The sequence below is a fragment of the Salipiger marinus genome (assembly GCF_035481585.1).
GTDB classification, from domain to species: Bacteria; Pseudomonadota; Alphaproteobacteria; order Rhodobacterales; family Rhodobacteraceae; genus Salipiger; species Salipiger marinus.
This window is the reverse complement of the sequence record NZ_JAYKSL010000030.1, coordinates 12987-37576: the sequence shown is the minus strand read 5'-3', so window position 1 is coordinate 37576 and position 24590 is coordinate 12987. Positions and strand designations below refer to the sequence as shown.

The window sequence follows — 24590 nt, the reverse complement described above, 5'->3', positions numbered from 1 at the left end:
CGCCTTCCTTCACCAGCCATTTGGCCAGCGTGCCTTCCTCCATGGTCGGGGAAAGCGCGGGCATGAGAATTTGGGTTGCCATAGACGTTCGTCCTCCTGCCTCAGGCCTTGACCGCGTCGCCCTGGGGCAGGGCGTCGGCGTAGATGTCGGTCCAGAGTTCCTCAAGCGCGGGCTCCGGGCTTTCCTTCGCGAATTCCGCCGAAGCGTTCACGATGTCCTTGATCTCCTTGTCGATCGCTTTCAGATCGTCTTCGGAGGCATGTTTGCCCTGCAGCAGCAGGTCGCGCACGTTCTGGATCGGGTCACGCTCGTCGCGCATCTTCTGCACTTCCTCGCGCGTCCGGTATTTCGCCGGATCGGACATGGAATGCCCGCGATAGCGATAGGTCTTGATCTCGAGGATATACGGACCCTTGCCGGCGCGGCAATGCGCCACGGCCTTTTCGCCCGCTTCCTTCACCGCCAGCACGTCCATGCCGTCGACCACCTCGCCGGGAATGCCGAAAGGCGCGCCGCGGGTGTGGATGTCCTCGGTCGAGGTCGACCGCTTCTGCGAGGTGCCCATGGCATACTGGTTGTTCTCGATGACGAAGACCACCGGCAGCTTCCAGAGCGAGGCCATGTTGAAGGTCTCGTAAACCTGCCCCTGATTGGCCGCACCATCGCCGAAATAGGTGAAGGTGACGCGGTCATTGCCCAGATAGCGGTCGGCAAAGGACAGGCCCGCCCCCAGCGGCACCTGCGCGCCCACGATGCCATGGCCGCCGTAGAAATGCTTCTCGCGGCTGAACATGTGCATGGACCCGCCCTTGCCGCGGGAATAGCCGCCCTCGCGGCCGGTCAGTTCGGCCATGACCCCGTTGGGATCCATGCCGCAGGCCAGCATATGGCCGTGGTCCCGATACGAGGTGACGCGCTTGTCGCCCTCGCTTGCCGCGGCTTCAAGCCCGACGACCACGGCTTCCTGACCGATGTAAAGATGACAGAACCCGCCGATGAGCCCCATGCCATACAGTTGTCCCGCCTTTTCTTCGAAACGGCGGATCAGCAGCATGTCACGGTAATATTGCTTGAGCTCCTCGGGCGAGACATTCGGCTTCGCGGCTGGCTTCCTGGCGGCCATGCGCTTCTCCCCAACTAGTTTAGTGTTAAACTTTCCCCGTCAGACTATAAGCCCGCGCCGCCAGTGTCAAAGGCCGCAGGCTGTCCGCGCCCGCAAAAATCGCGCGGCCCCCCGCCGGGCCACGCGGCCCTGCGTTTCCATTGGCCTGAAATATCCCGGGGGAGGCGGCGCCCGCGCCGCCCGGGGGCAGCGCCCCCGTCCCGCCCAACCGCGCGCGCATCGCGTCCCTCAGCGGACGAGGATCTCGTCGGGGCGGATCATGCCCAGCACGTCGCGCGCCTGCTGGTCCAGCAGGTCAAGGTCAAGGTAATCGTCCGACAGGCGCCGCGTCAGGTTTTCCATCCGCGCCACCTCGGCATCCAGCTCGCTCAGCTGCAGCGCCAGCTTCTCGCCCTCGACGATGATCTCGGCGCGGCGGAACAGCCCGTAATCGCCCTGCACCGCGGCAAAGATGAAATAGCCCGACAGGCTCAGCGTGATGCCCGCATAGATCACCCCGCCAAAAGCCGGTTTGCGTCTGCCTGTCATGTGGCTGTCCTTCCTGCCCGCGCGCCCCGCCAGCCGGATCTCTGCGGATCCGTCCCGGCCATGGTCGAATCATGACACGGGCGCGCGGCGCAGGAAAACCCCCGCCGCGCGCCCGCGCGCTTTTTCGCCCGGAGCGTGGCCTTTCGGCCCGCCCGCCGCCCTCAGCCGAGCGCGGCAACCCCCGGCAGCGCCTTGCCTTCCATCCATTCCAGAAAGGCACCGCCCGCGGTGGAGATATAGGTGAAATCCTCCGCCGCCCCGGCCTTGTTCAGCGCGGACACGGTATCGCCGCCACCCGCCACCGACACCAGATCGCCCCGCGCGGTCAGCTTCGCGGCATGGGCCGCAGCGGCATTGGTCGCGGCATCAAACGGCGCGATCTCGAACGCGCCAAGCGGGCCGTTCCAGATCAGCGTCTGCGCCCGGTCCAGCGCCGCCTTCACCGCCGCCACGCTTTCGGGCCCGGCATCCAGAATCATCGCATCCTCGGGGCATTGCGCCACCGGCACCACCTCGGAGGGCGCATGCTCGCGGAATTCGCGGGCCACCACCACATCGACGGGCAGCAGGATCTCGCAGCCCGCCGCTTCGGCCTTCACCAGAATCTCGCGCGCGGTCTCGGCCAGATCATGCTCGCAGAGCGACTTGCCCACGGCCACGCCCTGTGCCGCCAGAAAGGTGTTGGCCATGCCGCCGCCGATCACCAGCATGTCGACCTTGGCCACCAGATTGCCCAGCAGATCAAGCTTGGTCGACACCTTGGCGCCGCCGACCACCGCCAGCACCGGACGCTTGGGGGTGCCCAGTGCCGCCTCCAGCGCCTCCAGCTCGGCCTGCATCAGCCGCCCCGCGCAGGCGGGCAGCAGCCGCGCCAGCGCCTCGGTGGAACTGTGGGCACGGTGCGCAGCCGAAAACGCATCATTGCAGTAGACATCGCCAAGTGCCGCGAACCGCGCCGCCAGATCGGGATCGTTCTTTTCCTCGCCGGGCTCGAAACGGGTGTTCTCCAGCAGCACCACCGCGCCCGCCGGGCAGGCGGCGATCGCCGCCTCGGCGCCGTCCAGCGTCGTGAACAGCACCTCGGTGCCAAAGGCCGCCTTCAGCGCGGGCACCAGCATCTGCAGCGACATCTCCGGCACCACCTGACCCTTGGGGCGGCCAAAATGCGCCAGCAGGACCGGAATGCCGCCGCGCGACAGGATGTCCTGCACGGTGGGGGCCACGCGCTCGATGCGGGTGGCGTCGGTCACCACGCCGCTGTCCACGGGCACGTTGATGTCGACCCGGGTCAGCACGCGCTTGCCGTCCAGATCCATATCGTCGAGGGTCTTCCAGGCCATGTCGGTCCTCCTGATCTCGTCTTCGTGATGGTCTGCCCCGGACGGGCGCAGAGGTCAATGGCGCGCCGCGCCGCGCTTGGCTTTCCCGACAAGCGGCACTAGATCAGGGCGCAATGCCTGCCATAGGGAGTGACGACATGGCCGATATCAAAGATCCCGAAAACACCATCGTGATGGAGCTGAAAGGCGGCTCGGTGGTGATCGAACTGCTGCCCGACGTGGCGCCCAAACATGCCGAACGGATGAAGGAACTGGCCCGCGCCGGGGCCTATGACAATGTCTGCTTCCACCGCGTGATCGAGGGCTTCATGGCCCAGACCGGCGATGTCGAAAACGGCAACATGGAAAAAGACTTCAACCTGCGCCGCGCGGGCACGGGCGGGTCGGATCTGCCTGATCTTCCGGCGGAATTTTCCAAGCTGCCGCATGACCGGGGCACGCTGGGGGCGGCCCGCAGCCAGAACCCGAACAGCGCCAATTCGCAGTTCTTCATCAACTTCAGCGACAACCACTTCCTGAACGGGCAATACACCGTCTATGGCCGGGTGATCTCGGGGATGGAACATGTGGATGCCATCACCCGCGGCGAGCCGCCCGCCAGCCCCGACCGCATGATCTCCGTCAAGGTCGCCGCCGATGCGTAGCCTCGCGCTGGCGTTCTGCGTTCTGGCCTCGCCCGCGCTGGCGGCGGGGCTTGACGTGCAGGTGGAGGGCGAGGGCGCCACGGGCACCTTCCATATCGAGCTTTACGACGATGTGGCACCCGAACATGCCGCGCGGATCGTGGCGCTGGCGGAAAGCGGCGCCTATGACGGCGTGGTGTTCCACCGGGTGATCGAGGGCTTCATGGCCCAGACCGGCGATGTGCAATATGGCAAATCCGGCGCCGACATGCGGCTGGCGGGCACCGGCGGATCGGACATGCCCGATCTGGCGGCAGAATTCTCCGACCGCACCTTCGCCCGGGGCGTGGTGGGCATGGCCCGCTCGCAGAACCCCAACAGCGCCAATTCGCAGTTCTTCATCATGTTCGCCCCGGCGCCGCATCTTGACGGCCAGTATACCGCCGTGGGTGAAGTGACCTCCGGCATGGAGGTGGTGGACGCGATCAAGCGGGGCGAGGGCCGCAACGGCGCCGTGCTTGGCGAACCCGACGTGATGACCCGCGTCACGGTCACCGAGTGACCCGCGTCACCGTCACTGACTGAGCTGCGCAGGGGCGGCACAGGCCGCCCCCGCTTTTTCGCGACGGCCACCGCCGCCCGCCATCCGCAGCGGCAGGCGGCGCGCCAGCGGCACCAGCGCCTGCGCCCGCAGCCATGTGCCCCCCAGCCGGTGTGGCACCGCCCCGGTGCCCAGCTTGAACCGCGCGAGCCCCGCCGCCGCCTCGCTGTCGAGAATCCCCAGATCCAGCGTGGTGTGACCACGCTCCGCCAGCCAGACCATGGCCGACCACAGCAGCAGGGTCATGGCATGGCAGGCCCGGCCCTCGGGCAGGGTCACCCCGCACTGCCATGTGGCCATGGGCCCGTGCCGCAGCACCGCAATCGCCGCCACCGGCTTCTGCCGCTGCTCCGCCTGCCAGATCAGCGCCCGCCCGGGATTGGCCGCCGCAAACGCCTCCAGATAGGCGGGGGGCAGGCCGCGATAGCGCCGCGCCCGGGCCTGCGCCGCCTCCGCCGCCAGCAGCCAGTGCCCGCGCGCCAGCGGCATGCGGCGGATCACCAGCCCCAGACCCTCCGCCCGGTTCAGCCGGTTGCGCCATTTCTGCGCCAGCCGTGCCCGCATCTCCGCCGCGGGCCCCAGATCCAGCAGCGCCAGCGTGGCGGGGGTCAGCAGCGGCCAGAACCCCGCAGCGCGCAGCGCCTCCGCCCCCAGCCCTTCGGCATTCAGCAAGAGCGGCCCGCCGCGCAGCCCCGCCAGCCAGTCCTGCAGCAGGTCCTCCTCCGCCGCCACCGGCCCGCGCGAGATCAGCCGCACCGCGCCCAGCCCCCAGATCTGCCGCGCCTGCGCCCGCCAGACCAGCCGCTCCGCCCCGGCAGCGCCGATGCGCCCCTCGCTGCAAGCAACCCCCAGCAGCGCGCAGCTGCGCGCATGTTCCACGGACTGGGGCAGGGGCAGCAGCAAACCGGAATCAGCCATGCCGCCATTAACCGCAAAATTACCTGCAGCCCCGTTAATGCCCGCCATGACCCAGCCCGGACCCCGCCGCCCCCGCCTTCACGCCCCCGCGCCGCGCCTTGCCCCCGGGGCGGCGCTGCTGCTGGCCCTGCTGCTGTCCTTGCCCTTCGCTCTGCTCGCGCTCCTTGACCTGCTGTTCTGACCGCCGCCCTTCATCTTGCCCGGCAAACTCCGGGGGAGTCGCGCCCTGCGCGACGGGGGCAGCGCCCCCTGCCACCACGACGCGCGGTGCGGCCCTTCGGGTCTTTCCCCCGTCCCGCATCCATGCAATAGGGGGGCGCCAACCGATACCCTCCCAAGGAGCCGCCCCCATGGAGATTCGCGAGGCCCTCACCTTCGACGATGTTCTGCTTGTTCCCGCTGCGTCCAGCGTCCTGCCCTCCACGGCGGACACCCGGACCTGGGTCACGCGCGAGATCGCGCTCAACATCCCGCTGCTGTCCTCGGCCATGGACACGGTGACAGAGGCCCGCATGGCCATCACCATGGCGCAGGCCGGCGGCATCGGGGTGATCCATAAAAACCTCGACGTCCAGCGCCAGTCGCAGGAGGTGCGCCGGGTCAAGCGGTTCGAATCCGGCATCGTCTACAACCCGGTCACGCTGAGCCCGGACCAGACGCTGGCCGATGCGCAGGCCCTGACCGACCGTTACGGCTTCACCGGCTTTCCGGTGGTGGACGAACGGCACCGCGTTGTGGGCATCGTCACCAACCGCGACATGCGCTTCGCCCAGCATCCCGACACGCCGGTGCGGGTGATGATGACCTCCGACAATCTCGCGATCCTGCGCGAACCCGCCGACCGCGACGAGGCGATCAGCCTGATGCGCGCGCGGCGCATCGAAAAGCTGCTGGTCACCGATGCCGAGGGCAAGCTGACGGGGCTGCTGACGCTCAAGGATACCGAAAAGGCCGTGCTCAACCCCACCGCCTGCAAGGATGATCTGGGCCGCCTGCGCGTTGCCGCCGCCACTTCGGTGGGGGATTCGGGCTTCGAGCGGACCGAGGCGCTGGTAGATGCCGAGGTGGACATCGTGGTGGTCGACACCGCGCATGGCCATTCCGCTGGGGTGCTGGAGGCGGTGCGCCGCGCCAAGATGCTGTCGAACCGCGTGCAGGTCATCGCGGGCAATGTCGCCACCGCCGAGGCCACCCGCGCGCTGATCGACGCAGGGGCCGATGCGGTCAAGGTCGGCATCGGGCCGGGCTCCATCTGCACCACCCGCATGGTGGCGGGCGTGGGCGTGCCGCAGCTGACCGCGATCATGGACTGCGCGCAGGCGGCGGGCGGCGTGCCGGTCATCGCCGATGGCGGCATCAAGTTCTCGGGCGATTTCGCCAAGGCCATCGCGGCGGGCGCGTCCTGCGCCATGGTCGGCTCGATGATCGCGGGCACCGACGAGGCCCCGGGCGAGGTCATCCTCTATCAGGGCCGCAGCTTCAAATCCTATCGCGGCATGGGCAGCCTTGGCGCCATGGCGCGCGGCTCGGCGGACCGCTATTTCCAGAAGGATGCGGCCTCCGACAAGCTGGTGCCGGAAGGCATCGAAGGGCAGGTGCCTTACAAGGGCTCGGCGGGGGCTGTGATTCACCAGCTGGTCGGCGGTCTGCGCGCCGCCATGGGCTATACCGGAAATGCCACGGTCGAAGAGATGCGCCGCAACTGCACCTTCGTGAAGATCACCAATGCCGGTCTGTCGGAAAGCCATGTGCATGACGTGCAGATCACCCGCGAATCCCCCAATTACCGGATCGGCTGAGCGGATGGCGGTTCTGGGACGGCGCCCGTGACCCCCGGCGCAAGGCTGCAGGCGGCGGCAGAGATTCTCGACCGTATCGCGGCGGGCGCGGCCGCCGAACAGGCGCTGCTTGGCTGGTCGCGCGCCTCGCGCTTTGCCGGGTCCAAGGACCGGGCGGCGGTGCGCGATCACGTGTTCGACGCGCTGCGGCGCTGGCGCTCCTCGGCGGTCGTCGGGGGGGCCGAGACCGGGCGCGCCCGCATCCTCGGGCTGCTGCGGCAGGCGGGCACCGATCCCGACACGCTCTTTGACGGGGCAGGCCATGCGCCCGCCCCGCTGACCGAGGCGGAGCGCGACGCGGGGGCCATGCCCGATGGTGCCGCGGCGCTTGATCTGCCCGACTGGCTGCTGCCGGTGTTCGAGACCTCGCTGGGCCCGCGTCTGCCCGAGGTGGCCGAAGCGCTGCGCCACCGCGCGCCGGTCTTCTTGCGGGTCAACACGATGCTGGGCCGCCGCGAGGCGGCGCAGGCGGCGCTGGCGCTTGACGGCATCGAGACGGCGCCGCATCCGCTGGCCGACACCGCGCTTGAAGTGACCTCGGGCGCGCGCCGCGTCGCGCAGTCGCGCGCCTATGCCGAAGGGCTGGTGGAACTGCAGGATGCGGCGAGTCAGGCGGTCTGTGCCGCGCTGCCGCTGACCCCGGGGGCGCGGGTGCTGGATTACTGCGCGGGCGGCGGCGGCAAGGCGCTGGCCATGGCCGCGCGCCTGCGCGGCGTGATCGAGGCGCATGACGCCGACCCCCGCCGCATGAGCGATCTGCCCGCCCGCGCCGACCGCGCAGGCGCCCGGCTGCGCGTGGTCAGCGCCCCCATGGGCCCCTATGATCTGGTGCTCTGCGACGTGCCCTGTTCGGGCAGCGGGGCATGGCGCCGCAGCCCCGAGGGCAAGTGGCGCCTTACTCCGGAGAACTTCGCGCAGACTCTGAAGACACAGGCGCAAATCCTTGATGAGGCTGCAGATCTTCTCGCCCCGTCTGGCGTGCTGGCCTATGTCACCTGTTCTGTTCTGACGCCGGAGAACGCCGATCAGGTCGCCGCCTTTCAGGCGCGCCATCCCGGCTGGCAGGTCGAGGAGTCGCGGCAGTTCCTGCCCTCTGACGGCGCGGACGGGTTTTATTATGCGGTGATGCGGCGCGGCGATCTCGGCTGAGGGCTGCTGTTTACCTTTGTTTAAGGCCGCATGTGCGACAGGATCAGGAGAGGATTCGAGGGAGAAGGAAGCGGCGTGGCGGATGCGGCGGTCACCGGGCGGCGGAACGTCCTTGGCACGTTCACCGAAGCAGCGGTTCTGCTGGGGCTTGCGGCGGGCTGCGCGGCGCTGGCCATCGCCTCCGCCCGTCTGCCGCAGCTGGCCCTGCTGGCGGCGGCGGCGGGGTTTCTGGCGCTGGGGCTGCTGACCGGTCTGCTGCGCCTGCGCAGGCTACGCCGCCAGCGCGCCGAATTTGACACGCTGACACATTTTGCCGAGCAGGATCCAGCGCCGATCCTTGCCACCGATGCGGAAGGCCGGGTGATCTTTGCCAATGCCGCTGCCCGCCTGCGGTTTGGCGAGGTTGCGGGGGCCGATCTTGTTTCGGTGCTGAATGCCAGCATGGCCAGCGCGGGCGGGGTGCTGCACCGCCTGCGCATGGCTGCCGCCGCATCCGGGTCCGCGCGCGAGGACCTCAGCACCCATGCCGGGCGCTTCGACATCTGCCTGCGCCTTGACGGGGCCGGGCGCTGTTACTGGCGCATCGACCCTCTGGCCCGCGCCTCCGCCCCCGCCCCTGCCTCCGGCGAACCGCCGGTCATGACCATCGGGCGCAGCGGGGCGGTGCTTTATATGAATGTGCAGGCCCGCACGCTGCTGGGGCGCCGCATCAAACGGCTGGAGGATGTGGTGCAGGATCTGCCGCTGCGCCCGGGCAAGGTGCATCAGCTGAGCACGGCCGAAGGGCCGCGCCCGTTCGAGCTGCGCTGTTCGTCCACCGGGGCGGGGCGGCAGGAAATCGTGCTGCGCGAACTGCCCGCCGCGGGAGAGTCGCCACCCCCCGACCGCACCGGCTTCGATGACCTGCCGGTGCCGCTGCTGCGGCTGGCGCGGGACGGGCGCATCCTGCGCGCCAATGCCGGGGCCTGCCGCCTGCTGGATGTGGCCTCTGCCGATGGCGGCAGCATCACCGAACACATGGAGGGGCTGGGGCGGTCGATCACCGACTGGCTCGCCGAGGCGGTGGCGGGCCGGGGCCTGCACCGGTCTGAATTCCTGCGGCTGACCCGCGCCGACCGCGAGGTTTTTGTGCAGGTCACGCTGGCGCGGGTGGTGGACGAGGGCCGCGCCGAGCTTGTGGCCGTGCTCAACGACGCCACCGAGCTGAAATCGCTTGAGGCGCAGTTTGTGCAGAGCCAGAAAATGCAGGCGATCGGGCAGCTTGCTGGCGGCGTGGCGCATGATTTCAACAATCTGCTCACCGCGATTTCCGGCCATTGCGACCTGCTGCTGCTGCGCCACGATCAGGGCGACGCGGATTATGCCGATCTGGTGCAGATCAACCAGAACGCCAACCGCGCTGCGGCGCTGGTGGGACAGCTGCTGGCCTTTTCGCGCAAGCAGACGCTGCGCCCCGAAGTGCTGGATCTGCGCGACACCCTTTCCGACCTCACGCATCTGCTGAACCGGCTGGTGGGGGAGCGGGTGCATCTGACCCTGCGCCACGATCCCGTCCTGCCCGCCATCCGTGGCGACCGGCGGCAGCTGGAGCAGGTGATGATGAACCTCGTGGTCAATGCCCGCGACGCCATGCCGGAGGGGGGCGAAATCCTCATCGAGACCGAGCGTCTGGTGCTGACCCAGCCGATGAAGCGCGACCGCGCGCTGGTGGAGCCGGGCGCCTATGTTTCGGTCAGGGTGATCGACGAGGGCACCGGCATCCCGCAGGACAAGCTGCACAAGGTGTTCGAGCCGTTCTACACCACCAAGCGCACCGGCGAAGGCACCGGGCTTGGCCTGTCGACGGTTTATGGCATCGTGAAGCAGACCGGAGGATTCATCTTTGTCGACAGCGCGGTGGGATCCGGCACCTGCTTCACGCTGCTCTTTCCCGCGCATGACGCCAAGCCGCAGCCCGAGGCGGTGGAGCCACCTCCGCCGCAGCGCAAGGTGGTGCAGAACGGCGTCGGCGTGATCCTTCTGGTCGAGGACGAGGCGCCGGTGCGCGCCTTTGCCGCCCGCGCGCTGCGCCTGCGCGGCTATACGGTGATCGAGGCGGAAACCGCCGAGGATGCGCTGACCAAGCTGGAGGATCCGGCGGTGGCGGTGGATGTCTTTGTCACCGACGTCGTCATGCCCGGCATGGACGGCCCCACCTGGGTGCGCAAGGCGCTGGTGGCGCGCCCGAACACGCGGGTGGTCTTCGTGTCCGGCTATGCCGAGGACATCTTTGGCGAAGGGCAGATGCTGGTGCCCAATTCGGTTTTCCTGCCCAAGCCGTTCTCGCTGAATGAGCTGACCGAAACCGTGCACCAGCAACTGCACTGACCTTCAGCGGGCCCGGGCCCAGACCTCGAAATCCGCGGCACAGGCCTGGCGCAGCCGCGCCTCCAGATCGGGGGGCAGGCTCAGATCCCCGCGCGGAGAGACATTTTCCCGCGGCAGATCCAGCGCCAGCCCCAGCCGGTCCTCCAGAAATCCGACGATGGCCGCCTGATTCTCGTATTTGAACAGATGGGTGACGGCGGTGCCGTTGGGGCGCGGCTCGATGAACTTGGCCTGACTGCCGACATTGGCGCAGGCCGGGCGGTCGCTAGAAAGATAGGCCTCCACGAACTGCGCGAAGCTCAGCCCCTTGGTGGAACTTGGCCGCCCGTCCAGAAAATCGCGCTGACGATACCGGTACCACGAGCCAAGCCACGAGACCGGCTCGCGGATCACCGCCATAAGCTCCATCTCCGCCTCCATCTTGTCGAACATGGGCCGGAAAAAACGGTTGTAGCGGTAGACGGGGGCATGTTTCAGTTCGGGCGGATCAAGCACGGTCATCGAGGCATGCGGCGCAAGCGCGGCCTCATAGGCGGAACTGCCCGTCTTGGGCACCGCCAGCAGCACCAGCCGCGCTTTCCAGAATATCAGCATCCACCGGCCTTTCTGCGTGAGGGTGTGTCACGGTAAACCACTTTTTAACCGAAATAGGAAAAACTCGCTGTGACAAGGGGCTTGCACTGTTCCGCTTTTGGTCCCATATAGGTCAGGAACAAGAAGCGAACGAAAGCAGCGATTGCCGCTCCGGACGGGGTGTGGAATAAGGACCGAAACCATGGCAACGGCAGATCTTCTGACAATGGACAGCAAGCGCAACGCAGACCGCCAAAAAGCGCTCGACTCGGCGCTCGCCCAGATCGAGCGTCAGTTCGGCAAAGGGTCGATCATGAAACTGGGGGGCGCCAATGCCCTCAAGGATATCGAGTCGACCTCCACCGGCTCTCTGGGGCTCGACATCGCGCTTGGGATCGGTGGCCTGCCCAAGGGCCGGATCATCGAAATCTACGGGCCCGAAAGCTCCGGCAAGACCACGCTGACCCTGCATGTGGTGGCCGAGGAGCAGAAAAAGGGCGGCGTCTGCGCCTTTGTGGACGCGGAACACGCGCTTGATCCCAGCTATGCCCGCAAGCTGGGCGTGGATCTTGAAGAGCTGCTGATCTCTCAGCCCGATACCGGCGAACAGGCGCTCGAGATCACCGACACGCTGGTGCGCTCCGGCGCGGTGAGCCTCGTGGTGGTGGACTCCGTGGCCGCCCTGACGCCCAAGAGCGAGCTTGAGGGCGACATGGGCGACAGTTCGGTGGGCGTGCATGCCCGGCTGATGAGCCAGGCCATGCGCAAGCTTACCGGGTCGATCAGCAAGTCGAACTGCATGGTGATCTTCATCAACCAGATCCGCATGAAGATCGGCGTCATGTTCGGCTCGCCCGAGACCACGACCGGGGGCAATGCGCTGAAATTCTACTCCTCCGTGCGGCTCGACATCCGGCGCATCGGCGCGATCAAGGACCGCGACGAGGTGGTGGGCAACCAGACCCGCGTGAAGGTGGTGAAGAACAAGGTGGCTCCGCCCTTCAAGCAGGTGGAATTCGACATCATGTATGGCGAAGGCATCTCCAAGACCGGGGAACTGCTGGATCTGGGGGTCAAGGCCGGCGTGGTCGACAAATCCGGGGCGTGGTATTCCTATGGCGACGAACGCATCGGGCAGGGCCGGGAAAACGCCAAGACCTTCCTGCGCGAAAACACCCAGATCGCCCGGGACATCGAAGAACGCATCCGCAGCGCGCATGGGCTGGATTTCCACATGTCCGAGGATGACGGGGACGCGGCTGTGACCGAAGAGTAAGCGGGGCGCNGATCGCCCGGGACATCGAAGAACGCATCCGCAGCGCGCATGGGCTGGATTTCCACATGTCCGAGGATGACGGGGACGCGGCTGTGACCGAAGAGTAAGCGGGGCGCGGGGGCGCTGCCCCCGTCGCCTGCGGCGACTCCCCCGGGATATTTGGGGTCAGAAGAAAAGGCGCATCCCGCAGGATGCGCCTTGTTCTGTTCTGGGATGCCGCGACCGGATCACCCGGCCTGCGGTCGGGCTCAGATCGAGAAGCTGGTGCCGCAGCCGCAGGAGCTGGTGGCGTTGGGATTTTCGATCACGAAACGGGCGCCGATCAGCTCTTCGGAAAAGTCGATCACCGCATTGGCGAGGAAGGGCAGCGACACGGAATCGACCACCACCCGTTCCCCTTGGCCTTCCAGCACCAGATCGTCGGTGGCGGGGTCATCCAGCCGGATGTCATACTGAAAGCCGGAGCAGCCGCCGCCTTCGACCGCGATGCGCAGCGCCTTGCCCTGCGCATGGGCGCCGATCTCGGACAGGCGGGCATAGGCGCGCGGGGTTACTTTCGGGGGCAGGTTCATGGGTCACCTCAAAGGTTTATCTCCCGGACTGGTCATAATATAGGGATCCTTGGGACGGGCGGCAACCGGGGGCGGCGATCCGCAGCCGCATAACGCAAGAAGGCTTGGCACGATGGATGTTTACGCATGTGATCCCGCGCAGGCGCGGCCGCGCCGGGTGGCGGAGGAGGAAAGCGCCTTCCGCTCCTGCTTTCAGCGCGACCGGGACCGGATCATCCATTCTTCGGCCTTTCGCAGGCTCAAGCACAAGACGCAGGTGTTTGTGGAGCATGAGGGCGATTTTTACCGCACCCGCCTGACCCACAGCATCGAGGTGGCGCAGGTGGCGCGCACCATCGCCAATGCGCTGGGGCTGAACACCGACCTGACCGAGGCGGTGGCGCTGGCACATGATCTGGGCCACACGCCGTTCGGCCATACCGGCGAGGATGCGCTGCATCTGCTGATGGCGCCCTATGGCGGCTTCGATCACAACGCCCAGACCCTGCGCATCGTCACCTCGCTGGAGCGGCATTATGCCGAATTCGACGGGCTGAACCTGACATGGGACACGCTCGAAGGCATCGCCAAGCATAACGGGCCGCTGCTGCCGCTGGCGCCGGGCAAGGCGCTGCCGCTGGCGCTGGCCGAATACAACGCGCATCACGATCTGGAACTCGACACCCATGCCTCCGGCGAGGCGCAGGTGGCGGCGCTGGCCGATGACGTGGCCTATAACAACCATGATCTGCAGGACGGGCTGCGGGCGGGGCTGTTCACCGAGGCCGAGATCGCCGATCTGCCGCTGATCGCCCCCGCCTATGCCGAGGTGGACCGGCTTTATCCGGGGCTGGAGCCGATCCGCCGCCGCCACGAGGCGCTGCGCCGGGTGTTCGGCTATATGGTGTCGGACGTGATCGACACCAGCCACGCCCGGATCACGGCAGCCGCCCCCGCCAGCGCCGACGCGATCCGCCGTCTGGGCCATCCGGTCATCGCCTTTTCCGACCCGATGTGGCGCGATCTGAAACAGATCCGCGAGTTCCTGTTCACCCGCATGTATCGCGCGCCCTCGGTGGTGGTGATCCGCGAAAAGGTGACCACGGCGCTGCTGGAGCTGTTTCCGCTTTATATGGCCGATCCGTCGCTGCTGCCCGAACGCTGGCAGGCGGCGGAGGCCGCGCGCGAGGGCGAGGTGCCGCTGGCGCGGCTGGTGGCGGATTACGTGGCGGGCATGACCGACCGCTATGCGCTGCAGCAGCATGCGCGGCTGACCGGCAAGGATATTCTTCACGACCGGGCCTGAGACGGCACTGGACAGATCCGGGTGAGGCATCACTTCATGACCGGGCCCGGGCAGGGCGGTTGACAAGGGGACAGGCAGGGAATGACGGACGCAGGAGTGGCGGGGATCGACCCGGTGCTGGGCTTTGCGCTTGTGGGGGCGCTTGGCGTCGGGTCGCAATGGCTGGCATGGCGGCTGAAACTGCCGGGCATCGTGGTGATGCTGCTGGCGGGGCTGGCGGCGGGGCCGGGGCTGGGCCTGCTGCTGCCCTCGGAACAGTTCGGCGCGCTGATGCAGCCCATGCTGGCCATCGCCGTGGCGATCATCCTGTTCGAAGGCGGCATGACGCTGAACATCCAGAACCTGCGCGACGCGACGGTGGGGGTGCGGCGGCTGGTGCTGATCGGGGCTCCGCTGGGCTGGGCTGTCTCGGCCCTGACCCTGCACTGGGTGGCGGGGCTGAGCTGGGAAAGCTCGGCGGTGTTTGGCGGCATCCTGATCGTGACCGGGCCCACGGTGATCGCGCCGCTCTTGCGGCAGGCGCGGCTGCGCAAACGCCCGGCGGCGCTGCTGCAATGGGAGGCGATCGTCAACGACCCGATCGGCGCGCTGGCGGCGGTGCTGGCCTTCGAGCTGGTCTCGGTGCTGGCCGATGCCAGTTCCGTGGGCGGGGCGCTCGCTGATCTGGCCATGGGGCTTGTCGTGGCCACCCTGCTGGGGGTCGCGGGCGGCTGGGGGCTGGTTCAGGCCTTCCGCCGCGGGCAGGTGCCGGAATACATGAAGGTGCCGGTGCTGTTCGTGTCGGTGCTGGCGGTGTTCGCGCTGGCGGATTCGGTGCTGCATGAAAGCGGGCTGCTGACCGTCACCATCATGGGGCTGTGGATCGCCAATTCCGGCCTTGCCAGCTATACCGAAATGCACCGGTTCAAGGAGCAGGCGACGATCCTGCTGGTCTCGGGCGTGTTCATCCTGCTTGCCGCCAACATGACGGTGGAGACGCTGGCGACGCTGGACTGGCGGGCGCTGGCCTTTGTGGTGGCGGTGATCCTTGTGGCGCGTCCGCTGCCGGTGCTGGTGTCGATGCTGGGCAGCAACGTGCCGTGGCGCGAACGGGTGCTGGTCGCCTTCACCGGGCCGCGCGGCGTGGTGCTGGTGGCGGTGGCGGGGCTGTTCGGCGAACGGCTGGCGGCGCTGGGGATCGAGGACGGATCGCGGATCGGCACGCTGGCCTTTGCGCTGGTGGCGGCCACGGTGGTGCTGCACGGCTTCACCCTGACCCCCATGGCGCGGGCGCTGGGGCTGATCGCCTCTGACACGCCCGGCGTGCTGATCGTGGGCGGCAGCCGCTGGGCCACCGCCCTTGGTCTGGCGCTGAAGAAGCTGGAGGTGCCGGTGCTGGTGGCCGATCCCAACCACGCCCATCTGCGCCATGCCCGCGACGCGGGGCTTGAGACATTTTTTGGTGACATCCTGTCGGAGGCGGCAGAGCACCGGCTGGATCTGGTGAGCTACGACAAGCTGCTGACCGCCACCGACAATGACGCCTACAACACGCTTGTCGCCACCGACCTTGCCCCGGCATTCGGGCGCGAACACGTGTTCCAGCTCAAACGCGGGCGCGAGGCCTCGTCGCGGCACGCGCTGCCCGCCACGCTGGGGGGCCAGCGGTTCGGCCCGGACGAGACGTTCTTCGAGGCCAATGCCCGGCTGGCTGAAGGCTGGGAATTCCGGGTCACGCGGCTGTCGGAGGAGTTCACGCTTGAGGACTGGCGCGCCCATAACCCCGGCGCGGTGCCGGTGGCCGATCTGGGGCCGAACGGCACCTTCCGCCTGCTGGGCCCCGAACAGCCCCCCAAGGAGACGGCGGGCACCCGGCTCGTGGCGCTGATCCCCGCCCGCGAGGACCGGCAGGAGGCGGCGCGTGCCGCCGATGCGGACAAAACCGGAGAGAGCACCGACAGCATTTGACCCGGCAGGCCAAAATGGTAGAGGACAGGCCGACCTTAGGGAGATCGAGCACATGAACCTCTTCACCGACATCCGGAGCCTCGTGCTGCAGTCCATCGCCGCGCTTCAGGCCGAAGGCGCGCTGCCGGAGGGGCTCGACACCGGGGCCGTGACGGTGGAACCGCCGCGTGACGCCCTGCATGGCGACATGGCGACCAATGCCGCCATGGTGCTGGCCAAGCCCGCCGGGAAAAAGCCGCGCGACATCGCCGAGGCACTGGCGGCGAAGCTGGGGCAGGATCCTCGCGTCACCTCGGCAGAGGTGGCGGGGCCGGGCTTTCTGAACCTGCGGCTGGGATCCGCCACATGGCAGGCGCTGCCCGCCAAGGTGCTGTCGGCAGGGCAGGATTATGGCCGGTCCGACATGGGGCAGGGGCAGAAGGTCAATGTGGAATATGTCTCGGCCAACCCGACGGGGCCGATGCATGTGGGCCATACCCGTGGCGCGGTGTTTGGCGATGCGCTGGCGTCGCTGCTGGCCTATGCGGGCTATGACGTGACGCGGGAATATTACATCAACGATGGCGGCGCGCAGGTCGATGTGCTCGCCCGTTCCGTCTATCTGCGTTATCTGGAGGCGCATGGCCGCGCCGTGGATTTTGCCCCCGGCACCTATCCCGGAGATTACCTGATCCCGGCGGGGGAGCGGCTCAAGGAAAAGGTGGGCGACCGCTTTGTCGACGCCCCCGAGGATGAATGGCTGGAAGTGGTGCGCGATTTCGCCACCGATGCCATGATGGACATGATCCGTGACGATCTGGACCTGCTGGGCGTCAAGATGGATCACTTCTTTTCCGAAAAGTCGCTCTATGGCACGGGCCGGATCGAGGCGGCGATCGAGGATCTGCGCGGCAAGGGCCTGATCTATCGCGGTACGCTGGAGCCGCCCAAGGGCAAGCTGCCCGAAGACTGGGAACCGCGCGAGCAGACGCTGTTCAAATCCACCGAACATGGCGATGACGTGGACCGCCCGATCATGAAATCGGATGGCAGCTGGACCTATTTCGCCCCCGACATCGCGTATCATTACGACAAGATCACCCGCGGCTATGACCAGCTGATCGACGTGTTCGGCGCTGACCATGGCGGCTATGTCAAGCGGATGAAGGCGGCGGTCTCGGCCCTGTCCGGTGGCCGCGTGCCCTTGGACATCAAGCTGATCCAGCTGGTCAAGCTGTTCAAGAACGGCGAAGAATTCAAGATGTCGAAGCGCGCGGGCACCTTCATCACCCTGCGCGACGTGGTCGAGGAGGTGGGCCCCGGCGTGACGCGCTTTGTCATGCTGACCCGCAAGAACGATGCCGCGCTGGATTTCGACTTTGCCAAGGCGGTCGAACAGAGCCGCGAAAACCCGGTCTTCTACGTGCAATATGCCCATGCCCGGGTCTGTTCGGTGCTGCGCAAGGCCAAGGAGGCCGGGGTCGACGTGTCCGACGCAGCCCTGGCGCGGGCCGACATGACCAAGCTGGACCATGACGCGGAGCTTGGGCTGATCCGCAAGCTTGCCGAATGGCCACGTCTGGTGGAGATTGCCGCCAAGGGGCACGAGCCGCATAAGGTGGCGATCTGGCTCAACGAACTCGCCTCTGACCTGCACGGGCTCTGGAACCGGGGCCATGATGAACCGTCCCTGCGCTTCCTTCAGGACGATCCGGCCACAAGCCAGAGCAAAATCGCGCTGGCCCGGTCCGTCGCGGTTGTTATTTCGGCGGGCCTTGGTATCTTGGGCGTGGCTCCGATGGAGGAGATGCGCTGAAACAGGCGCCGCCTCGGAGCTGACGGGCAGTGCAGGCAGGCTGACGGCGGAGCAACCGCCGGGGCCGGGGCAACCGAGGCAGAGATGGCAGATTACACCTATGACGGGCCCGAAGCGCCCGCGCGCTCCGGACGTAACGTGGCCTCGCTCACCAACTGGGCCGGGGCTGCGGTGTCCTTCGCGTTGCTGATTGGCGTGGGCGTCTGGGGCTACAAGCTGATCGTGCGCGACATCACCGGCATTCCGGTGGTGCAGGCGATGGAAGGTCCGGTGCGCATCGCGCCCGACGATCCCGGCGGCACCCGCGCCAGCCATCAGGGCCTGTCGGTCAATGACGTGGCGGGCACCGGCACCGCCGCCCCCGCGCCCGACCGGCTGCTGCTGGCCCCGCGCGGCGTCAGCCTGACCGAAGAGGACGTGCCGCAGGAGGTGCTGACCGAAGCGCGCACTCCCGCCGATCGCATCGCCCCCGCCGTGGTGGCGCCCGGTCCGGATGGGCCGGGGCTTGCAGCGGAAGAACAGGAGGGTCCGGCCCCGGTGCCGCCCGCCCTCGCAGATGCGGACGTGGATCCCATTCAGGCGCTGGCCGACCAGATCGCCGCTGATGCTGTGCCGTTTTCCGAGCTGACCCCCGAGCCGCAGCCCGATCCCGCCGCCGATCTGGCGGGGGATCTGACCGAGCCGGTGGAGGAGGCGCCCGTGCAGGTCGCCGCCAATGTGCCCGCAGGCGCGCTGACCCGGTCCCTGCGGCCCGCGCAGCGCCCCGGCAATCTGGCGACACAGCCCGTGGCGCTGGCCACCGCCCCTGCCGCGCCCGAGGGGCCCGCCGAAATCTCGCCCGACACGCTGCCTGCGGGCACCCGGCTGGCGCAGCTTGGCGCCTATGACAGCCCGGAAACCGCACGCAAGGAATGGGACCGCTTCAGCGGCCGCTTTGGCGAATTCATGGAAGGCAAGGACCGCGTGATCGAACGCGCCACCTCCGGTGGCCGGGTCTTCTACCGGCTGCGCGCCGCCGGGTTCGAGGATCTGGCCGATGCCCGCCGGTTCTGCGCCGCCTTTGTCGCGGAAAATTCCGACTGCATCCCGGTGACGACGCGGTGAGCCGCCCCGGAGCCACCATCCTTGCCCCGTCCGGCCTCCGGCTGAGCGGGGCCGAGGCGCGTTTCTTTGCGCAGGCCGATCCTTTCGGCTTCATCCTCTTTGCCCGCAACCTTGCAGATGCCGCGCAGATCCGCGCCCTGACCGACGAGCTGCGGCAGGTGGTGGGCCGCGACGCGCCGATCTTCATCGATCAGGAAGGCGGACGGGTGCAGCGGCTGCGCCCGCCGCTCGCCAGTGACTTCCTGCCGCCGCTTGACGAGGTGGCGCTGTATGGCCGCCATGCCGCGCGGGCGATGGAGCTGCGCTTCCGCATCATCGCGGCAGAGCTGCGCGCGCTTGGCATCGACGGCAACTGCGCGCCGATGCTGGATGTGGCCCGGCCCGAAACCCATGCCTTTCTGCGCAACCGCTGTTACGGCACCAGCACCGCGCAGGTGGTGACGATGGGGCAGGCGGCGGTGCGCGGCATGGTCGCGGGCGGCGTGCTGCCGGTGATGAAACATCTGCCCGGTCACGGGCTGGCGCAGCTTGACAGCCATCTGGATCTGCCGCGCATCAAGGCACCCCGCGCCGAACTGGAGGCGGTGGATTTTGCCGCCTTCCGGCCCTTTGCCGATCTGCCGCTGGCGATGACCGCGCATCTGGTGTTTGAGGGCATCGCCCCGGACCCCGCCACGGTGTCGCCTACCATGATCTCGCTGATCCGGCAAGATCTGGGCTTTGCCGGGCTGCTGATGACCGATGACATCTCCATGCAGGCGCTGTCAGGGGATGTGGCCTCGCGCAGCGCCGCCGCCATCGCCGCAGGCTGCGATCTGGTGCTGCACTGCAACGGCGATGTGGAAGAACTGGCGCAGGTGGTCGCGGCCTCGGGCCAGCTTTCCGATGCGGCCCTGCGCCGGGCCGAGGCAGCATTGGCCCGCCGCACCGCGCCACAGCCGGTTGACCTGACGGCGCTTCATGCGGAACGTAAGGCACTGGTGGCCGAGGGTCTCTGATGCAGGACGACAGTTTCGGCAATATCGAGACGCTCAGCGTCGCGGACCGGCTTGCCGCCGAGGCGCTGATTGTCGATGTCGAGGGGTTCGAGGGCCCGCTCGACCTGCTGCTGACGCTGTCGCGCACGCAGAAGGTGGATCTGCGCCGCATCTCCGTGCTGGATCTGGCGCGGCAGTATCTGGCTTTTGTCGAACAGGCCAAGGCGCTGCGCATCGAACTTGCGGCGGATTATCTGGTGATGGCGGCATGGCTGGCCTATCTGAAATCGCGCCTGCTGCTGCCGCCCGATCCCACCGAGGAAGGCCCCTCGGGGGAGGAGCTGGCGGCGCATCTGGCCTTTCAGCTGGAACGCCTGCAGGCGATGCGCGACGTGGCCGCCCGGCTGATGGCCCGCGATCGGCTGGGGCGCGATTTCTTTGCCCGGGGCCTGCCCGAAGGTGTGGAGCGGGTGCGGCGCGTGACCTACAGCGCCACGCTGCTGGATCTGATGCAGGCCTATGCCCGGATCCGCACCCGCGACGATTTCCGGCCCTTCGTGATGGACCGGCAGGACGTGTTCACCATGGAACAGGCGCTGGACCGGATGCGCAGCCTGCTGGGCTTTGCCGGGCAATGGACTGATATTTCCAGCTGGCTGCCCGAGGACTGGCAGGTGGACCCGGTGCGCTGGCGCTCGGCCACCGCCGCGACCTTTGCCGCCTCGCTGGAGCTGGTGAAGGAAGGCCGGGCCGAAATTCGCCAGACCGAGAGCTTTTCCCCCATCGAACTGCGCCGCAGGGAGAAACCGCGTGAGTGATCCCGACATCCAGACCGAAAGCCCGGCAGAGGCCGCACCGCGCGACAGCCTGTTCGAGGCGCCGCCCATGGCCGAGCAGGAGCGCATGGTGGAGGCGATCCTGTTCGCCTCGGCAGAGCCCGTGAGCCTGCGGGAGCTTGCCGACCGGATGCCGCATGGCTCCGACCCTGCCGAGGCGGTGGCGCTGCTGCGCGCGCGCTATGAGGGCCGGGGTGTGGCGGTGATGCGGGTGGGCGACGCATGGGCGATCCGCACCGCGCCGGATCTGGCCTATCTGATGCAGAAGGAAACGGTGGAGACGCGCAAGCTGAGCCGTGCCGCCATCGAGACGCTGGCCATCGTTGCCTATCACCAGCCCGTCACCCGCGCCGAGATCGAGGAGATCCGCGGCGTCAGCGTCAGCCGGGGCACCGTGGACCAGCTTCTGGAACTGGAGTGGATCCGCTTTGGCCGCCGCAAAATGACGCCGGGCCGCCCGGTGACCTTTGTGGTCACGGATCAGTTTCTGGATCATTTCGGGCTGGAAAACGCCCGCGATCTGCCGGGGCTGCAGGATCTGCGCGCGGCGGGTCTTCTGGACAACCGCCCGCCGCCGGGCAGCCTTGCCCCCGGTCCCGCCACGCTGGACGAGGGCGACGAGGACGAGGCACCCGGCCAGACCGAGCTTTTCGAGGACTGAGCGCCGCCCCGGCAGAGATCAGTCGCGGAAATGTTTCGACAGCTTCAGGCCTTGGCCCTGATAGTTGGAGGCGATTCCCGCGCCATAGATCTGCGCGGGCCGTTCATCCATGCGCTCATAGACCAGCCGCCCGACGATCTGCCCGTGTTCCAGCACGAAGGGCGCCTCGTGGCAGCGCACCTCCAGCACGCCGCGCGATCCGGTGCCGCCCGCCGCCGAATGGCCGAAGCCCGGATCGAAAAAGCCCGCGTAATGCACGCGGAATTCGCCCACCATCGCCAGATAGGGCGCCATTTCGGCGGCGTAATCCGGCGGGATATGCACGGCCTCGCGGCTGACAAGGATGTAGAAGGCATCGGGATCAAGGATCAGCTGCCCCTGCGCGGCGGTCAGCGGATCCCAGAACTCGGCGGGATCATAGCGGCCCAGCCGGTCGAGATCGATCACCCCGGTATGCGGCTTGGCCCGCCAGCCCACCAGCGCGCCGTCCTGCGCGTGCAGATCGACCGAGAAGCCCAGACCCTGCCCGATGACCGCAGGCCCGCCGCTGACCAGCGTCTCGCTGGCGTGAAGCGCGGAAAGCTCGGCATCAGTCAGGATCGACTGGCCCCGGCGAAAGCGGATCTGGTTCAGCCGCATGCCGGTGCGCGCCAGCACTGAAAACGACCGCGGGCAGATCTCGGCGTAAAGCGGGCCGCGATAGCCTTCGGCCACGCGGTCGAATTCGGTGCCGCCATCGGTGATGGTGCGGGTCAGCAGATCAAGCCTGCCGGTGGAGCTTTTGGCATTGGCCACCGCCGTCAGCCCGGGGGGCAGGTCCAGCCGTTCCAGCAGCGGCACCACATAGACGCAGCCCTTTTCCAGCACCGCACCCTGCCGCAGATCGACGCGGTGCATTTCAAACTCGGCGATGCGGTCCGACAGCCGCCGACCAGCCCCGGCAAGGAAGGAGGCGCGGACCCGGATCGCCTCGTGACCAAGCCGCAGATCAAGGCTTGCGGGCTGGATCTGCCCCTCCACCAGCGGCAGGTCGCTGGTGATGGCGCCGCTTTCGTAAAGCGCGGCAATCTGCTGGCTGGCGAGCACCCCGGTCATCGGCATCGGTCCTTTTGTGGTCGCGCGTGCTTAGCAACTGCGGCGGCCTCGGGAAAGGGGATTGCGCGACCCGGGAACGGGGTCGATGGAACATCGCCCCGCAAGCCCTTGATCGGGTGGGGCATTTCCCCATTCCCGGCGGGCGGACAAGTCGTGTTGGTGATAAGGGGTGTTTTGGTCGGGCTAGCAGGACTCGAACCTGCGACCTTCCGTCCCCCAGACGGACGCGCTACCAGGCTGCGCTATAGCCCGACTTGTGGAGGTGGTTCTTACTGTATTTCCGGGCAGGGGCAACCCCCCTTCGGAAGAATTCTTCATCTTTTCCAAGATTGTCAGGCGCGGGTCTGACGATGGTCCAGAAACGCGCGCAGCGCGGAGAGATGCGGGCCGATCGCCGCCGCATCGGGAGGGCTCAGCCGGTCGATCCGGGCGATCAGACCCAGCGGCCCGGGAGCGGGCAGCGGCAGGCTGTCGAGGTCTGGAAGCGCGGGGGGCACGGCTGTGGGGATGTTCTCGAGAGGCGTCTCTTCGGCTGCGGCGCCGAGGTCGGGCTCCGCTGCAGCGAGGTCAGGCTCAGGGGCGTCGCGGAAGGCAGGCGCGTGGCCTGTGTCGAGGTCAGCTTCGGGCGTGGCGTCGAGGTCGGATTCGGAGGCGCTTGCTTCGGGGTCAGGTGTTGCGCCGAAGTCGGTCTCGGTCTCGGTCTCGGTCTCGGTCTCGGTCTCGGTCTCGGTCTCGGTCTCGGTCTCGGTCTCGGTCTCGGTCTCGGTCTCGGTCTCGGTCTCGGTCTCGGTCTCGGTCTCGGTCTCGGTCTCGGACGTGGTGTCGCGGTCGGGCTGCTGCGGCGCGCTGTCCTCTGCTGCGGGGGTAACCTCAGAGTGCGGGGCGGCCAGATCTTCGGGCAGGGCGTCGGTCGCGATCACGGTCTCCGCTGTCGCAGGCTCGGGCTCGGATGTCGGCGCGGCTTCGGCAGGGTCGTGTTGGGGTGTGTGGGTCGCCTCGGGCGTGGAGGGCGCCTCCTCCGGCAGATCCGGCGTGGAGGCTGAGACACTGTCCTCGGCGGGCAATTCCTGCGCGTCGCCGGGGGTGCTGTCTGCGGCGCTGTCCGGGCCGGGGTCGAGCGGGCTGAGGAGGAAATCGGGTAGACTTTCGGCACCGTGCGGCGCGGGCTCCTCGGCCTCGGAAGTTTGACCAAGGGCGGTATCGGCAGGGATTTCCGGCAGGGTGTCGGCAGCGGCGTCTGACGGCGCATCCTGCGCTGCGGTCTGCAGGCTCTCGGCGTCGGCGCTGGAGAGGGGGTCCGGCAGGTTGGTCAGAGGGGCGGCATCGGGCAGATCCGGTTCTGCCGCATCATATAGAGGGGGCGCGCCGGGGTCAGGCTCGCGGGCGACCGGGCTGGTCTCTGCCGTCTCCGGCGCCGTGGCGGGGGCGTGGTCGGCGCCGGGCTCGGGGGCCATGGGCCCGCCTGCGGGGGCCGGGGCATCGTAGGGCAGTCCTGCCTCAGGCCCGGGCTCCGGATCGACGCGCGGTCGCGGGCGGGGCGGAGTGTCGCGCAGATAGCCGAAAATATCGCGGATCTCGGGCGTGGTGGCGCTGTCGGGGGCGGCCTGCGGGGCGGCGCCGGGCACGAAGGGCAGCACGGTGGCGCCCTCGGGCATCACCTCGACGAAGGGCGCCTCGACCACGTCCTCCTCGTCGGTCTGCCCGTCAAAGGTGGTGAGGGTGGCGACATGGCGCACACCCTGTTCGCGCAGCACCTTCTGCACGCCCTTGATGGTCATGCCATCGTCATGCAGCAGCTTGCGGATGCCCGCCAGCAGGCCGATATCGGCGGGGCGGTAATAGCGCCGCCCGCCCGCACGTTTCACCGGCTTGACCTGCGTGAACTTGCTTTCCCAGAAGCGCAGCACATGGGCCGGCGTGTCCAGCAGCTCCGCCACCTCGCTGATGGTGCGAAAAGCGTCGCGGGACTTGGTCATGCGCC

22 protein-coding genes and 1 tRNA gene are annotated in these 24590 nt (G+C 67.9%); 14 read left to right on the top strand and 9 right to left on the bottom strand.

Going from position 1 to position 24590, the window contains the following annotated elements:
• Window positions 1-101 precede the first annotated feature (101 nt).
• The 3 genes from pdhA to VK682_RS24410 all read right to left on the bottom strand — a co-directional run bounded on the left by pdhA (window position 102) and on the right by VK682_RS24410 (window position 2992).
• Complete coding sequence (gene pdhA / locus VK682_RS24420) at window positions 102-1124, bottom strand: pyruvate dehydrogenase (acetyl-transferring) E1 component subunit alpha (protein ID WP_089851130.1); 1023 nt, start codon at window positions 1122-1124, stop codon at window positions 102-104.
• A 228-nt stretch (window positions 1125-1352) separates the two neighbouring features.
• A complete protein-coding gene (locus tag VK682_RS24415) occupies window positions 1353-1652 on the bottom strand; it encodes an FtsB family cell division protein (RefSeq protein WP_089851132.1) in 300 nt (99 codons plus the stop codon).
• Between the two features lie 161 nt (window positions 1653-1813).
• A complete protein-coding gene (locus tag VK682_RS24410) occupies window positions 1814-2992 on the bottom strand; it encodes a phosphoglycerate kinase (protein ID WP_230798116.1) in 1179 nt (392 codons plus the stop codon).
• A gap of 137 nt (window positions 2993-3129) precedes the next feature.
• Here VK682_RS24410 and VK682_RS24405 point away from each other — a divergent pair, with 137 nt between their 5' ends.
• Window positions 3130-3636 (top strand): peptidylprolyl isomerase, encoded by a 507-nt coding sequence (locus VK682_RS24405; RefSeq protein WP_089851136.1) that lies wholly within the window; start codon window positions 3130-3132, stop codon window positions 3634-3636.
• Window positions 3629-4177, top strand: coding sequence for a peptidylprolyl isomerase (locus VK682_RS24400; RefSeq protein ID WP_089851138.1), 549 nt, complete (start codon window positions 3629-3631; stop codon window positions 4175-4177). Before VK682_RS24405 ends, VK682_RS24400 begins: the two co-directional genes overlap by 8 nt.
• Window positions 4178-4189: 12 nt before the next feature.
• Here the strand turns inward: VK682_RS24400 and VK682_RS24395 are convergent, their stop codons facing one another.
• Window positions 4190-5134, bottom strand: a complete 945-nt coding sequence (locus tag VK682_RS24395; protein ID WP_324782715.1) for a GNAT family N-acetyltransferase — start codon at window positions 5132-5134, stop codon at window positions 4190-4192.
• A 46-nt stretch (window positions 5135-5180) separates the two neighbouring features.
• Here VK682_RS24395 and VK682_RS24390 point away from each other — a divergent pair, with 46 nt between their 5' ends.
• The 4 genes from VK682_RS24390 to VK682_RS24375 all read left to right on the top strand — a co-directional run bounded on the left by VK682_RS24390 (window position 5181) and on the right by VK682_RS24375 (window position 10488).
• Window positions 5181-5315, top strand: a complete 135-nt coding sequence (locus VK682_RS24390) for a hypothetical protein (RefSeq protein WP_269062119.1) — start codon at window positions 5181-5183, stop codon at window positions 5313-5315.
• A gap of 169 nt (window positions 5316-5484) precedes the next feature.
• Window positions 5485-6933, top strand: coding sequence for an IMP dehydrogenase (gene guaB, locus VK682_RS24385; RefSeq protein ID WP_089851142.1), 1449 nt, complete (start codon window positions 5485-5487; stop codon window positions 6931-6933).
• Between the two features lie 27 nt (window positions 6934-6960).
• Complete coding sequence (locus VK682_RS24380; protein WP_324782714.1) at window positions 6961-8121, top strand: RsmB/NOP family class I SAM-dependent RNA methyltransferase; 1161 nt, start codon at window positions 6961-6963, stop codon at window positions 8119-8121.
• A 75-nt stretch (window positions 8122-8196) separates the two neighbouring features.
• Window positions 8197-10488 (top strand): ATP-binding response regulator, encoded by a 2292-nt coding sequence (locus tag VK682_RS24375; protein ID WP_230797957.1) that lies wholly within the window; start codon window positions 8197-8199, stop codon window positions 10486-10488.
• Window positions 10489-10491: 3 nt separating this feature from the next.
• Here the strand turns inward: VK682_RS24375 and VK682_RS24370 are convergent, their stop codons facing one another.
• Window positions 10492-11082, bottom strand: coding sequence for a gamma-glutamyl kinase (locus VK682_RS24370; protein ID WP_230797956.1), 591 nt, complete (start codon window positions 11080-11082; stop codon window positions 10492-10494).
• A gap of 181 nt (window positions 11083-11263) precedes the next feature.
• Between VK682_RS24370 and recA the strand changes: the two genes are divergently transcribed.
• The gene (gene recA / locus VK682_RS24365; protein WP_089851150.1) at window positions 11264-12337 is read left to right on the top strand and encodes a recombinase RecA; all 1074 of its coding nucleotides are present in this window, start codon (window positions 11264-11266) and stop codon (window positions 12335-12337) included.
• Window positions 12338-12585: 248 nt separating this feature from the next.
• On the opposite strand, the gene VK682_RS24360 is transcribed toward recA, so the two are convergent.
• Window positions 12586-12909: a HesB/IscA family protein gene (locus VK682_RS24360; protein WP_089851152.1), complete on the bottom strand. Its 324-nt coding sequence runs from the start codon at window positions 12907-12909 to the stop codon at window positions 12586-12588.
• A 112-nt stretch (window positions 12910-13021) separates the two neighbouring features.
• Between VK682_RS24360 and VK682_RS24355 the strand changes: the two genes are divergently transcribed.
• The 7 genes from VK682_RS24355 to scpB all read left to right on the top strand — a co-directional run bounded on the left by VK682_RS24355 (window position 13022) and on the right by scpB (window position 21514).
• Window positions 13022-14194, top strand: a complete 1173-nt coding sequence (locus tag VK682_RS24355; protein ID WP_324782713.1) for a deoxyguanosinetriphosphate triphosphohydrolase — start codon at window positions 13022-13024, stop codon at window positions 14192-14194.
• An 81-nt stretch (window positions 14195-14275) separates the two neighbouring features.
• The gene (locus VK682_RS24350; RefSeq protein WP_324782712.1) at window positions 14276-16141 is read left to right on the top strand and encodes a cation:proton antiporter; all 1866 of its coding nucleotides are present in this window, start codon (window positions 14276-14278) and stop codon (window positions 16139-16141) included.
• Between the two features lie 52 nt (window positions 16142-16193).
• On the top strand, window positions 16194-17936 hold the full coding sequence (gene argS / locus VK682_RS24345; RefSeq protein WP_324782711.1) for an arginine--tRNA ligase: 1743 nt from the start codon (window positions 16194-16196) through the stop codon (window positions 17934-17936).
• A gap of 84 nt (window positions 17937-18020) precedes the next feature.
• Window positions 18021-19040, top strand: coding sequence for an SPOR domain-containing protein (locus tag VK682_RS24340; RefSeq protein ID WP_230797952.1), 1020 nt, complete (start codon window positions 18021-18023; stop codon window positions 19038-19040).
• The gene (gene nagZ, locus VK682_RS24335) at window positions 19037-20038 is read left to right on the top strand and encodes a beta-N-acetylhexosaminidase (RefSeq protein ID WP_230797951.1); all 1002 of its coding nucleotides are present in this window, start codon (window positions 19037-19039) and stop codon (window positions 20036-20038) included. The genes VK682_RS24340 and nagZ overlap by 4 nt, the downstream gene beginning before the upstream one ends.
• Window positions 20038-20835: a segregation and condensation protein A gene (locus tag VK682_RS24330; RefSeq protein WP_089851162.1), complete on the top strand. Its 798-nt coding sequence runs from the start codon at window positions 20038-20040 to the stop codon at window positions 20833-20835. Before nagZ ends, VK682_RS24330 begins: the two co-directional genes overlap by 1 nt.
• Window positions 20836-20902: 67 nt before the next feature.
• The gene (scpB, locus tag VK682_RS24325) at window positions 20903-21514 is read left to right on the top strand and encodes an SMC-Scp complex subunit ScpB (protein ID WP_089851189.1); all 612 of its coding nucleotides are present in this window, start codon (window positions 20903-20905) and stop codon (window positions 21512-21514) included.
• Window positions 21515-21532: 18 nt separating this feature from the next.
• Here scpB and VK682_RS24320 read toward each other — a convergent pair whose 3' ends face one another.
• The 3 genes from VK682_RS24320 to VK682_RS24310 form a co-directional block, all read right to left on the bottom strand.
• Complete coding sequence (locus VK682_RS24320; protein ID WP_230797950.1) at window positions 21533-22609, bottom strand: 2'-deoxycytidine 5'-triphosphate deaminase; 1077 nt, start codon at window positions 22607-22609, stop codon at window positions 21533-21535.
• Window positions 22610-22784: 175 nt separating this feature from the next.
• Window positions 22785-22861: transfer RNA gene (locus tag VK682_RS24315), tRNA-Pro, on the bottom strand.
• Window positions 22862-22941: 80 nt separating this feature from the next.
• Complete coding sequence (locus tag VK682_RS24310; protein WP_324782710.1) at window positions 22942-24585, bottom strand: MerR family transcriptional regulator; 1644 nt, start codon at window positions 24583-24585, stop codon at window positions 22942-22944.
• Window positions 24586-24590: the final 5 nt, after the last annotated feature.

What these genes read in the sequence shown, in the direction of transcription:
- VK682_RS24410 (WP_230798116.1), bottom strand. Translation starts at nt 2,992, where the DNA reads ATGGCCTGGAAGACCCTCGACGATATGGATCTGGACGGCAAGCGCGTG.
- guaB (WP_089851142.1), top strand. Translation starts at nt 5,485, where the DNA reads ATGGAGATTCGCGAGGCCCTCACCTTCGACGATGTTCTGCTTGTTCCC.
- VK682_RS24340 (WP_230797952.1), top strand. Translation starts at nt 18,021, where the DNA reads ATGGCAGATTACACCTATGACGGGCCCGAAGCGCCCGCGCGCTCCGGA.
- argS (WP_324782711.1), top strand. Translation starts at nt 16,194, where the DNA reads ATGAACCTCTTCACCGACATCCGGAGCCTCGTGCTGCAGTCCATCGCC.
- VK682_RS24350 (WP_324782712.1), top strand. Translation starts at nt 14,276, where the DNA reads ATGACGGACGCAGGAGTGGCGGGGATCGACCCGGTGCTGGGCTTTGCG.
- pdhA (WP_089851130.1), bottom strand. Translation starts at nt 1,124, where the DNA reads ATGGCCGCCAGGAAGCCAGCCGCGAAGCCGAATGTCTCGCCCGAGGAG.
- VK682_RS24320 (WP_230797950.1), bottom strand. Translation starts at nt 22,609, where the DNA reads ATGACCGGGGTGCTCGCCAGCCAGCAGATTGCCGCGCTTTACGAAAGC.
- VK682_RS24360 (WP_089851152.1), bottom strand. Translation starts at nt 12,909, where the DNA reads ATGAACCTGCCCCCGAAAGTAACCCCGCGCGCCTATGCCCGCCTGTCC.
- VK682_RS24330 (WP_089851162.1), top strand. Translation starts at nt 20,038, where the DNA reads ATGCAGGACGACAGTTTCGGCAATATCGAGACGCTCAGCGTCGCGGAC.
- VK682_RS24355 (WP_324782713.1), top strand. Translation starts at nt 13,022, where the DNA reads ATGGATGTTTACGCATGTGATCCCGCGCAGGCGCGGCCGCGCCGGGTG.
- VK682_RS24395 (WP_324782715.1), bottom strand. Translation starts at nt 5,134, where the DNA reads ATGGCTGATTCCGGTTTGCTGCTGCCCCTGCCCCAGTCCGTGGAACAT.
- VK682_RS24415 (WP_089851132.1), bottom strand. Translation starts at nt 1,652, where the DNA reads ATGACAGGCAGACGCAAACCGGCTTTTGGCGGGGTGATCTATGCGGGC.
- recA (WP_089851150.1), top strand. Translation starts at nt 11,264, where the DNA reads ATGGCAACGGCAGATCTTCTGACAATGGACAGCAAGCGCAACGCAGAC.
- VK682_RS24400 (WP_089851138.1), top strand. Translation starts at nt 3,629, where the DNA reads ATGCGTAGCCTCGCGCTGGCGTTCTGCGTTCTGGCCTCGCCCGCGCTG.
- VK682_RS24390 (WP_269062119.1), top strand. Translation starts at nt 5,181, where the DNA reads ATGACCCAGCCCGGACCCCGCCGCCCCCGCCTTCACGCCCCCGCGCCG.
- VK682_RS24310 (WP_324782710.1), bottom strand. Translation starts at nt 24,585, where the DNA reads ATGACCAAGTCCCGCGACGCTTTTCGCACCATCAGCGAGGTGGCGGAG.
- VK682_RS24370 (WP_230797956.1), bottom strand. Translation starts at nt 11,082, where the DNA reads ATGCTGATATTCTGGAAAGCGCGGCTGGTGCTGCTGGCGGTGCCCAAG.
- VK682_RS24405 (WP_089851136.1), top strand. Translation starts at nt 3,130, where the DNA reads ATGGCCGATATCAAAGATCCCGAAAACACCATCGTGATGGAGCTGAAA.
- scpB (WP_089851189.1), top strand. Translation starts at nt 20,903, where the DNA reads ATGGCCGAGCAGGAGCGCATGGTGGAGGCGATCCTGTTCGCCTCGGCA.